Raw genomic sequence first — 3,884 nt, 5'->3', positions numbered from 1 at the left:
GACGGCATCAGCAAGGCGTTCGGCCCGACCGTCGCGCTGGACGGCGTGTCGTTTGCGATCGCGCCCGGCAGCGTCCATGCCCTGCTCGGTGAAAACGGAGCCGGCAAGTCGACACTGGTGAAGCTGCTGTCCGGGCTGGTCCGGCCGAGCCAAGGCCATGTCCGTGTCTTCGGCAAGGAGATCGCTTACGGCGCACCGCGCGCAGCACATGCGCTCGGCATGCAGACAGCATTCCAGGAGATGACCCTGGTGCGCGATCTCTCCGTGCTCGACAACATGCTGCTGCCTTACGCCCCCGTCGGCATCTCCGGCCTGATCCGCCGCGGTGCCGCCCGCAAGGCCGTCCGCCGCCATATCGAAGATCTCGGTTTTTCCGTCGATCTCGATGCCGAGGTGAGCGAGCTCGAGCTTTCGGTGCGCCAGAAGATCGAGATCGCGCGCGCCGTCTACCGCAAGCCGCGCATCCTTTTGCTCGACGAACCGACCTCGACGCTCGCCGGACGCGACGTCGACTGGCTGGGCGACATCATCGCCAGGCTGAAGACGGCGGGTACCACCATCGTCTTCATCACCCACCGCATGCGCGAGGTCCGCGCTTTTTGCGACACGCTGACGATCCTGAGAAACGGCCGCCACATCGTCACCGCGCCGGTCGCCGATGTCTCGGATGCCGACGTCATCGAAAAGATCATCGGCCGCAGCATCGAGCAGACCTTTCCGCCCAAGCCGGACAGCGCCCAGGCCTTCGGTCCGCCGGTTCTGGGCGTGCGCGACCTCAAGGTCGGACGCAAGCTCGACGGCGCCGGCTTCGATCTGCGCAAGGGCGAAATCCTCGGCGTCGCCGGGTTGCAAGGCATGGGCCAGCAGGACCTGTTCCTGGCCTGCTTTGGCATGGCCGAGATCGAGCGCGGCCACATCCTCGTCGACGGCCGCAAGGTCTGGCTCGGTTCGCCGGCCGATGCCTTGCGCCCCAACATGGCCATCGGCCTGGTGCCGGAAGACCGCAAATCCGAAGGCCTGTTCCTGAAATTGTCGGGCAGCCAGAACGCCACGCTGCCGGTGATATCGCGCTTCACACGGCTAGGCCTTGTCGACGCGCAAGCCGAGACCCGCTCCGTCGAGGCGGCATTCGCCACTGTCGAGGTCGACCGCCGCGCGCTGTGGACGCGGGCCGGTGCGTTTTCCGGCGGCAACCAGCAGAAGATCGCCATCGCCAAGTGGCTGGTGGCGCAGAGCCGCATCCTGCTGTTGTTCGATCCCACCCGAGGCATCGACGTTGGCACCAAGCACGAGCTTTATGTGATGATGCGAAACTACGTGGCTTCGGGCGGTTCGATCCTGCTGCACTCGACGGAGATCCCCGAACTCGTTCACCAATGCGACAGGGTGCTGGTCCTCTATGACGGGCGCATCGCCGCCGAACTCGAAGGCGACGCTATCACCGAACCGGCCATCATGCGCCCGGCGCTCGGCCATGCCGGGGAAGCCGCCGCATGAGCAGCGCAGCAGCCTCATCCCCTGTTCCCGGCGGCTTCGGACTGCGCCGTGCGCTGGTGCGCAATCGCGGCGCGCTGATCGCCGCGGCCGTCCTGGCGATCCTGCTCTTCGTCGTCGACTGGATCAGCGCTGGGCCGCTGACCTATTTCGATGTGTCGTTCCTGTCGAGCGGCGGCGCCACCTCGGCGCTCGCGGCGATCGGCCAGACGATCGTGATCCTGTCGGGCGGCTTCGACCTGTCCGCCGGCGCGGTGATATCGCTGGTCAATGCCGTGCTGGCATCGAGCATGGATCCGATGGCGCCAGGCGCAAGCATCCTCCTGTGGACCACCGTCGGCATCGGCGTCGGCATGGCGGTGGGCGCCTTCAACGGCTTCTTCATCGCGGTGCTGCGCATGCAGCCGATCGTGGTGACGCTGTCCACCATGTTCATCCTGCAAGGTGTCACGCTGCTGGTGATGGACAAGCCCGGCGGCTTCGTGTCGCCCGATCTCGGCACCTTCTATCTCGGCGACGCGATCGCCGGCTGGCTGCCGATGCCGCTGGTGGTGATCGGTGTCGTCCTGCTCGCCTGGTTCTGGCTGAAGGGAACCCGCTTCGGCACAGCACTCTACGCGCTTGGCAGCGATCCGGAGTCGGCCGCTTCCGTCGGCATCAATGTCGTTCTGGTGCGCTTTGCCGTCTATGTCATCGCCGGCGGCTGCTATGGCCTTGCCGGCGTGTTCATCAGCGCCCAGACCGGCAGCGGCGATCCGCTGGTCGGCAATCCGCTGCTCTTGTCGATGTTCGCGGCGGTCGTCGTCGGCGGCACGCGCCTCGGTGGCGGGCAGGGCGGCCCGGTGGGCTCTGTCTTCGGCGCCTTTATCCTGATGATCGTGGTGAACATCCTGCTGGTGCTCAACGTATCGGCCTATTATGCGACCATCGCCGAAGGCACCATTCTGGTACTGGCGGCACTTGCCGGCTCGATCTCGCATGCATCGGTGCTTGCCGTGCAACTGCGCGCCGCGCGTGCCCGGCTCGCCGCCTGGCGCGCCGGCATATTGCCCTCGCAACTCGAGCGCGTGGACCGGCGTCTCAAGATCGCCGAGCCAGCCCATGCCCAGCGCAGTCCGGCATCGCCGCGCCCTGCCTTCCATCTGCGCAATGCGGAAACGCTGCGCTATGCGCTGCCGGCCTATGTCTGCCTGCTGCTCATCGTGCTTGTCACCCAGATCTGGCTCGGCCGCGCCATCCTCAATCCGGGCTATTGGAATTCGCTGCTGGTGCTATCCTCCTTCCTAGCCGTCCTGGCGCTCGGACAGGGAACCGTCATCCTGACCGGAGGCCTCGATCTCTCCGTGCCGTGGACGATCGGCATCTCCGGCATCATCCTGGCGGGCATGGTCAACGGCTCCGACGCCGCCCTTGTCTACGCCTTGCCGGTCGTCCTGGTGATGGCCTGCGCCATCGGCTTCGCCAATGGTTTCGGCATCGTCTATCTCGGCATCTCGCCGATCGTCATGACGCTCGCCACCAACGGCATTCTGCAAGGCTGTGCGCTGCTCTATTCGCAGGGAACGCCGGCCGGGTTTTCCTCGCCGATGCTGCGCTGGGTCATGACGGCCAAGCTCGCCGGCCTGCTGACTCCAATCGTGCTGCTGATGGTCGTCTTTGTCGTCGCAGCGGTACTCCTGCTTGGCCGCACCCCGTTCGGAAGGCGCGTCTACGGCATCGGCAACGGGCTGCGCGCGGCGCGCTTGTCGGGCATCGGCGTCGAGCGCACGCTGATCCTGGTCTACATGCTTTCGGCCGTCTGCGCGGCTGTTGTCGGCGTCATGCTGACCGGCTTTTCGGGTCAGGCGAGCCTCGGCATGGGCGACGACTATCTATTGCCGTCGATCGCCGTGGTGGTGGTCGGCGGCGCGCTGATCACCGGCGGGCGCGGCCACTATCTCGGCATGCTCGGCGGCGTGTTGTTGCTGACGGCACTGCAGATGCTGCTCGCCGGCACCACGCTTCCCTATGCCACGAGGGCAATTCTTTACGGACTGGTCGTTCTGGGCGCCGTCATGGCGCTGCGCGAACGGCGGCTGCAATGAGAAGGACATGACCATGAGCACAAGGGCGCCGGCATCGGCGGACGAATTTTTGACCGGGCTGAAAGGCCAGCGCGTGCTGGTGACGGCGGGCGCAGGGGGCATCGGTTTTGCCATTGCCGACACGCTGTCACGCCTCGGCGCCCGCATCGTCGTCTGCGACGTTTCCGACGAGGCGCTGGCCGCTGCTCCCAGCAAGATCGACCTGGTCGCGGCGGTCAAGGCCGACGTCTCGCGCGACGAGGACGTCGACCGTCTGTTCGAGGCGGTCGAGAAAAAACTCGGCGGGCTCGATGCGCTGATCAACAA

3 protein-coding genes are annotated in these 3,884 nt (G+C 66.1%); all 3 read left to right on the top strand.

Going from position 1 to position 3,884, the window contains the following annotated elements:
- Positions 1-1,497, top strand: a 1,497-nt coding sequence (locus tag EN969_RS20635; RefSeq protein WP_164758382.1) for a sugar ABC transporter ATP-binding protein, incomplete at its 5' end; no start/stop codon positions are given.
- Entirely contained in the window at positions 1,494-3,578 is a 2,085-nt protein-coding gene (locus EN969_RS20630; RefSeq protein WP_063167525.1) for an ABC transporter permease, read from the top strand. The genes EN969_RS20635 and EN969_RS20630, both read left to right, overlap by 4 nt.
- A gap of 7 nt (positions 3,579-3,585) precedes the next feature.
- Positions 3,586-3,884 (top strand): SDR family NAD(P)-dependent oxidoreductase (locus tag EN969_RS20625; protein WP_245467468.1); only part of this gene is annotated, 299 nt, incomplete at its 3' end.

It is taken from the genome of Mesorhizobium sp. M7A.F.Ca.CA.003.01.2.1, from assembly GCF_003998945.1.
In the GTDB taxonomy this organism is placed as follows: domain Bacteria; phylum Pseudomonadota; class Alphaproteobacteria; order Rhizobiales; family Rhizobiaceae; genus Mesorhizobium; species Mesorhizobium ciceri.
This window is presented reverse-complemented; position numbering and strand designations above follow the sequence as displayed.